5 protein-coding genes and 1 pseudogene are annotated in these 6,736 nt (G+C 71.7%); 3 read left to right on the plus strand and 3 right to left on the minus strand.

The features are described 5' to 3' along the window. Positions 1–132: 132 nt before the first annotated feature. Complete coding sequence (locus tag ACFRCG_RS48015; RefSeq protein WP_380043007.1) at positions 133–1,998, minus strand: anthranilate synthase family protein; 1,866 nt, start codon at positions 1,996–1,998, stop codon at positions 133–135. A gap of 381 nt (positions 1,999–2,379) precedes the next feature. Here ACFRCG_RS48015 and ACFRCG_RS48020 point away from each other — a divergent pair, with 381 nt between their 5' ends. Both ACFRCG_RS48020 and ACFRCG_RS48025 read left to right on the plus strand, forming a co-directional pair. Continuing rightward, on the plus strand, positions 2,380–3,714 hold the full coding sequence (locus tag ACFRCG_RS48020; RefSeq protein WP_380043008.1) for a class II 3-deoxy-7-phosphoheptulonate synthase: 1,335 nt from the start codon (positions 2,380–2,382) through the stop codon (positions 3,712–3,714). Positions 3,715–3,789: 75 nt separating this feature from the next. Further along, complete coding sequence (locus ACFRCG_RS48025) at positions 3,790–4,815, plus strand: threonine aldolase family protein (protein WP_380043009.1); 1,026 nt, start codon at positions 3,790–3,792, stop codon at positions 4,813–4,815. On the opposite strand, the gene ACFRCG_RS48030 is transcribed toward ACFRCG_RS48025, so the two are convergent. Both ACFRCG_RS48030 and bfr read right to left on the minus strand, forming a co-directional pair. After that, the gene (locus ACFRCG_RS48030) at positions 4,816–5,148 is read right to left on the minus strand and encodes a bacterioferritin-associated ferredoxin (protein WP_380043010.1); all 333 of its coding nucleotides are present in this window, start codon (positions 5,146–5,148) and stop codon (positions 4,816–4,818) included. A 122-nt stretch (positions 5,149–5,270) separates the two neighbouring features. Next, complete coding sequence (bfr, locus tag ACFRCG_RS48035; RefSeq protein ID WP_126638323.1) at positions 5,271–5,753, minus strand: bacterioferritin; 483 nt, start codon at positions 5,751–5,753, stop codon at positions 5,271–5,273. A gap of 271 nt (positions 5,754–6,024) precedes the next feature. On the opposite strand from bfr, the pseudogene ACFRCG_RS48040 reads away from it, so the two are divergent. Next, positions 6,025–6,648 (plus strand): annotated as a pseudogene (locus ACFRCG_RS48040) (sulfite oxidase-like oxidoreductase); the annotation flags it as partial. Positions 6,649–6,736 lie beyond the last annotated feature (88 nt).

Genomic DNA, 6,736 nt, shown 5'->3' on the forward strand with positions numbered 1-6,736 from the left:
GCTACTTTGTTTATTACGCCCCCCCCCCTGACCGCCCGGGCGCCCCCCCGCGCGCCCCCGGGCGCGCCCGGGCCCCCGACCCGGCCCGCACCCGCCGGGGTGGGCGCCCACCCGCGGCGCCCTCCGCGGCGCTCACAACCCGGCGAGCAGCTCCCGCACGATGGCCAGGCCGTTGTGGGTGAGTACCGACTCGGGGTGGAACTGCACCCCCGCCAGCCGCATCCGGCTCGAACGCAGCGCGTGCACCCGGCCGCTGAACGAGTCCGCGGCGAACTCCACGTTGGGCACCCCGCCGGTCGGCCGCAGCGCGGTGAACGCGTTGTAGAAGCCGACCCGTTCCGGCCGGCCGAACAGGTCGATGGTCTCCTGCTTGCCCTGGTACGGCCGCTGCTCGCGGATCAGTTCCAGGCCCAGCTCGTGGGCGAGCAACTGGTGTCCCAGGCAGACCGCGAGCAGCGGGGCGCTCGCGTCGAGCCGGGTCCGCAACAACGCGCCCATCAGCCGGATCTTGCGGTGCGCGGTGTCCCGGGGGTCGCCCGGTCCGGGACCGAGCACCACCAGGTCGGCGCCGCGCACCCGCCGCGAGGTGACGTCGTCGTACGACCTGACCTCGACCCGCAGGCCCAGCGTGCGCAACACGTGCGCGAGCATCGCGGTGAAGGTGTCCTCGCCGTCCACCACCAGGACGTGCCGCCCCGCCAGCTCCGGCGCGCGCAGCGCGTGCCCGTCCCGCGGCCGCAGCCAGAACGGGGCGAGCGCGGCATTGCGCTCCGCCAGGACCGCGTGCACCTCGGGATCGGCCGCGAGCGCCGTGTTCCCGGCGACCCCGGCGGCCGGCACCACGCCGAGCGCGGCCAGCACCCCGGCCGCCTTCGCGTGTGTCTCGGCCACCTCGTTCTCGGGGGTGGAGTGCCGGACCAGGGTCGCGCCCGCGGGCACCCGCAGGCCGCCGTCGGGGGTGATGTACGCGGTTCGGATCAGGATCGGCGCGTCCAGGGTGCGTCGCCCCTCCCCGTCGCGCCCGATCAGCGCCAGTACGCCCGAGTAGTAGCCGCGCCCGGTCGGCTCGTGCCGACGGATCACCCGGCACGCGTTCTCCAGCGGGCTGCCGGTCACCGTCGGCGCGAACATGGTGCCGCGCAGCACGGTGCCCACGTCGTGCGAGGTCACCCCGCGCAGCAGGTATTCGGTGTGTGTGAGGTGGCCCATCGGCTTGAGGAAGGGACCCTCCACCGCGCCGCCGAGGTCGCACACCTCGCTCATCATCTTCAGTTCCTCGTCGACGACCATGAACAGCTCGTCGATCTCCTTCGGATCGCGCAGGAAGGCCAGCAGCCCCTCGCGCGAGGGCCCCTCGGCGGGATGCCGATACGTTCCGCTGATCGGATTCATCACCACCTCGCCGCCGATCGAGCTGACGTGCCGCTCGGGGCTGGCGCCGACCAGGGTCAGCTCGCCGGTGTGGATCAGGTAGGTCCAGTACGCGCCGCTCTCCCGGGTCAGCAGCCGGTGCAGCAGGGTGCCCGCCGAGGCCGGCGTGTAGTCCTCGATGTGGTCGCGGTAGTCGCGCCGGATGACGAAGTTGGCGCCCTCGCCCCGGCCGATCTCCTCCTCGATCACCCGCTTGACGATCACGGCGTAGCTCTCGTCGTCCACGTCGAAGCCGCCGCCGCGCAGCGCGACCGGCACCCGCGGCAGCGCGGCCAGCACCTCGGCCAGGGGCAGCTCGTGCTGCTCGGTGACCCGCAGGCAGCGCAGCGGCGTGCCGTCCTCGCGGTACTCGAACCCGCGCTCGCGGATCTGCCCGTATGGCACCAGGGCGAGCAGTTCGTGCCCGGGCCCGTCGCCGGCGGCCGGCAGCGGCAGCGCGTCGAGGCCGGGCGCGTCGACGATCTCGCCGGTCAGGAGTTCGACCACGGACGAGTTCTCGCGCCGGATCAGCGCGAACGGCGGCGGGGCGGCGGAGAACAGCGGGGACAGGGCGTCGGCGGTGCGCATGGGTGCTCCTCGGTCGAGAGAGACGCCCTCCCGACCGGGCGATCCGCCGGTTGTCCGTCCGGTCGGGGCGGGTGCGCCGCCGGGTCCGGGACAAACAAAGGGCCGCCCTGCCGGGCGGCCGTCGGATCGTGGGGTGATCGCGAAGTCAGTGGGCCGCCGCAGGGACGGGCCACCAGGAGTGTCGATGGAAGCTGATCGCGATCACGCCCCGAATCCTAGTGGCTCGACCGCGCGGGGTCACCGTTTTCCGGCGGCCGTCGCCGTTTCCCGGGGGTTCGCGCCGGGCGCGCCGGGTGCCCGCCGCACCGGCGCCCGATGTCGCGCGTCTCGCTCTCCGGGCGCCGGCCTCAATCGGGTTGCCACTCCGCTTAGTCTTGAGCGGTGACCCTGAACGACATCGAATCCTGGCGAACCCTCCCGGCGGCGCAACAGCCCGAGTGGCCGGACAACGAGGCCCTGGGCTCCGCCCTCGCGGACCTCCGTTCCTATCCGCCGCTCGTCTTCGCCGGCGAGTGCGACCAGCTTCGTGGTCGGCTCGCGTCGGTGGCCAAGGGCGAAGCGTTCCTGCTCCAGGGCGGCGACTGCGCCGAGACCTTCGCCGGCAACACCGCCGACGCGATCAAGAACAAGCTCAAGACGCTGCTGCAGATGGCCGTCGTGCTGACCTACGCGGCCTCGGTGCCGGTGGTCAAGGTCGGCCGGATGGCCGGGCAGTACTCCAAGCCGCGCTCCAGCGGCACCGAGACCCGCGACGGGGTGACCCTGCCGTCCTACCGGGGCGACGCGGTCAACGAGCTGGCCTTCACCGAGGCCGCCCGCATGCCCGATCCCGAGCGGCTCAAGCGCATGTACCACTCGTCCTCGGCGACGCTGAACCTGGTGCGCGCGTTCACCACGGGCGGCTACGCCGACCTGCGCCAGGTGCATGCCTGGAACCAGGACTTCGTCGCGCTCTCGCCCTCCGGCGAGCGCTACGAGCGGCTCGCGGCCGAGATCGACGGCGCGATGCGCTTCATGCACGCGTGCGGGACCGACCCCGAGGAATTCCGCACCGTGGAGTTCTACGCCAGCCACGAGGCGCTGATCCTGGACTACGAGGACGCGCTCACCCGGGTCGACTCGCGCACCGGCGACCTGTACGACGTGTCCGGCCACATGGTGTGGATCGGCGAGCGCACCCGGCAGCTCGACGGCGCGCACATCGAGTTCGCCTCCCGGATCCGCAACCCGATCGGCGTCAAGCTCGGCCCGACCACCTCTCCCGAGGACGCGCTCGCGCTGATCGACAAGCTCGACCCGAACCGCGACCCGGGCCGGCTGACCTTCATCGTCCGCATGGGCGCGGGCAAGGTCCGGGACAACCTCCCGGCCCTGGTGGAGAAGGTGGCCGCGGCCGGCGCGCAGCCGGTGTGGGTGTCCGACCCGATGCACGGCAACACGTTCGAGGCGTCCAGCGGGCACAAGACCCGTCGCTTCGACGACGTCCTCGACGAGGTCAAGGGCTTCTTCGAGGTGCACCGCGCGCTCGGCACGCACCCGGGCGGCATCCACGTCGAGTTGACCGGTGACGACGTCACGGAGTGCGTGGGCGGCGGCGACGAGATCTTCGTCGACGACCTGCACCAGCGCTACGAGACCGCGTGCGACCCGCGGCTGAACCGCAGCCAGTCGCTCGACCTGGCCTTCCTGGTCGCGGAGATGTACCGCAAGAGCTGATCCGACCCAAGCGCCCCGAGGGCGGACCCTCCGACCGGAGGATCCGCCCTCGACGGCGTCTGTAATGCTGCCGCCATGACCTTCACCGACCTGCGCAGCGATACCGTCACCAAGCCCGGCCCCGCGATGCGCGCGGCGATGGCCGCCGCCGAGGTGGGCGACGACGTCTACGCCGAGGACCCGACCGTCCGGGCCCTGGAGGAGTACGTCGCCGACCTGTTCGGGCAGCCGTTCGCGCTGTTCACGCCGACCGGCGTGATGGCCAACCAGCTGGCCGTGCGGCTGGCCGTCCCGGCGGGCGGCGAGCTGGTCCTGGACGCCGACGCGCACATCGTCGCGCACGAGGACGGTGCGGCGTCGGCGCAGGGCGGCGTCCAGACCCGGACCACGCTCAGCCCGCGCGGCCTGCTCGACCCGGCCGACCTGGCCCGGTTGATCCGGGTCGGCAACCCGTACACGGTCGGCACCGACCTGGTCGCGGTCGAGCAGACGCACAACCGGGGCGGCGGCTCGGTGTACCCGCTGGAGCAGCTGACCGCGATTCGCGAGCTGGTGAGCGGATTCGGGCTGCCGCTGCACTGCGACGGCGCGCGGATCTGGAACGCGCACGTGGCCACCGGCACGCCGCTGCGCGGTTACGGGGCGCTGTTCGACTCGCTCAGCGTGTGTCTGTCCAAGGGGCTCGGCGCACCGGCGGGGTCGGTGCTGATGATGCCCGCGGAGTACGAGGCGGAGGCGCGGCGGATGCGGCACCGGATGGGCGGCGGCATGCGCCAGGCGGGCATCCTCGCGGCGGGCGGCCGGTACGCCCTGGAGCACCACGTCGAGCGGCTGGCCGAGGACCACGAGCACGCGCGGGGGCTGGCCGGGCTGCTGCGCGAGGCGGGCTTCGCGGTGACCGACCCGGAGACCAACATCGTGCTGGTCGAGCTGGGGGAGCGGCAGCCGGACGCGGCCACGATCGCCGAGCGCTGCCGCGCGGAGGGGGTGCTGGTGTCGGCGTTCGGGCCGAGGCTGGTGCGCCTGGTCACGCACATGGACGTGGACGCGGCCGGTTGCGCGCGCGCCGCGACGGCGATCGCGCAGGCGGCGAAGGGCTGATCAGGCGGCGGAGTGCCGGCGCAGCGGGACCACGTTGTCGGGCAGGGTCGCGGTGGCGGCTACGACGGTCGGCATCGGCAGCGCGACGGGCTCGACGGTCGGGGCGGCGCTCTCGCACGCGGTCGCGCAGGTGTCCGCCTCGCCGCACAACTCGCGCCGCCGGCGTCGGGACTCGTCGCGGGGCAACATCGCGGTGATGCTCTTGACGCACCGGCCGCAGTCGGTGCCCGCGCCCCCGCAGGACTGGGCGATTTCGCGCATGGTGCGGGCGCCGTCGGCTATCCGGTCGTTGACCTGACGGTCGGTGACACCGAAGCACATGCAGACGTACACGGAGATTTCCCCCCAGCGGCGAGGTTACTTAGGTAAGGGTAACCTCAGGGCTCGCCGGGGGGAATACCGGGTGATCGGTGACACAAGCCCCGATCGGTCGCGCGCTTGCGGCCGGCTCCCGGTCAGCTCTCGTTCGGCTGCTTGAGCAGGCCCGCGATGTAAAGCTGCTCGCCCACCTCGGAGAGCAGGCCGAGCTGCGTCTCCAGGTAGTCGACGTGCTCTTCCTCGTCGGCCAGGATCTCCTCGAAGATGTTGGCCGAGGTCACGTCGCCCTTCTCGCGCATCAGCGGGATCCCGCGCCGCAGCCGCTCCACGGCCTCCATCTCCACCGCCAGGTCGGCGCGGAACATCTCCTCCAGGTTCTGGCCGATCCGCAGCGCGTTCAGGCGCTGGTAGTTCGGCAGGCCCTCCAGCATCAGGATGCGGTCGGTGAGCCGTTCGGCGTGCTTCATCTCGTCGATCGACTCGTGGCGGGTCCAGGCCGCGAGCTTGATGTAGCCCCGGTGCTCCTGCATCTTCGCGTGCAGGAAGTACTGGTTGATCGCGGTGAGTTCCGCCGTGAGCTGTTCGTTCAGGAGCTCGATGATCTGCGGGTCACTGTGCATCGCGACGCACCTTCCGGTGTGGGACGGGCTGTGAACATGGGAGACGTGGGGGAACCCCGGGCACGCGTGGGGCAGGAGTTCCTCCGAATCCTGTCACTTTTGGTAGCACTTCCGCCACGAAGGGCAGCCTTGCCTTCCAATGTCGAACATGTCCCGCCGTGCGCCGCCTGCCCGCCGGTCCCGGGCGGCGCCGGAAAACGGGTCGGTCCGCGGCTTCCGCGCCGGCAGGGGCGGTCGAGAGTCGGTCGGGGCGTCTGGGACCATGTGAGGTATGGGGCATACGGAAGCGGCACAAGGTGGGACCGAGGCTCCGGATCGCGATCCGCGACTTCCGCCGGGCCAGCGGATCCAGCGTGGCTGGCCCGTTCTGCACTACGGACCCGTCCCGCGGTTCAAGCCCGAGATCTGGGACTTCCGCGTCTTCGGCGCGACCGCCTCGGGGGAGAAGCACTGCTGGAACCACGACGAGTTCTCCGCGCTGCCGCACGAGACCGTGGTCGCCGACTTCCACTGTGTGACCAAGTTCAGCATGCTGGGCAACGAGTGGACCGGGCTGACCATAGCCAAGCTGATGGAGATCGCCCCGCCCGCGCCGGAGGTCACCCACGCGATGGTGTGGGCGGAGTACGGCTTCAGCTCGAACCTGCGCATGTTCGACTTCGCGAGCGACCAGACGATCCTGGCCACCCACCACAACGGCGAGCCGCTGACCGCCGAGCACGGCTTCCCGGTCCGGCTGATCGTGCCGCACCTGTACGCCTGGAAGGGCCCCAAGTGGGTGCGCGGGATCGAGTACATGGTCGCCGACAAGCGCGGCTTCTGGGAGGAGCGGGGCTACCACAACATCGGTGACCCGTGGCAGGAGCAGCGCTACTCCTACCAGGAGGAGAGCGGGTCACGGCACCCCACGCCGTCCGGTTCTGTGCACCCTCGCCACCCACACGGCGACCGCACACCGGAAACGCCCGGCCCACTCGGGAAGG

The organism is Embleya sp. NPDC056575, assembly GCF_042793325.1.
Classification (GTDB): Bacteria; Actinomycetota; Actinomycetes; order Streptomycetales; family Streptomycetaceae; genus Embleya.

Bases quoted from the DNA above. Each gene is read 5' to 3' on its own strand.
- ACFRCG_RS48015 (WP_380043007.1), bottom strand. From the start codon at position 1,998: ATGCGCACCGCCGACGCCCTGTCCCCGCTGTTCTCCGCCGCCCCGCCG.
- ACFRCG_RS48025 (WP_380043009.1), top strand. From the start codon at position 3,790: ATGACCTTCACCGACCTGCGCAGCGATACCGTCACCAAGCCCGGCCCC.
- bfr (WP_126638323.1), bottom strand. From the start codon at position 5,753: ATGCACAGTGACCCGCAGATCATCGAGCTCCTGAACGAACAGCTCACG.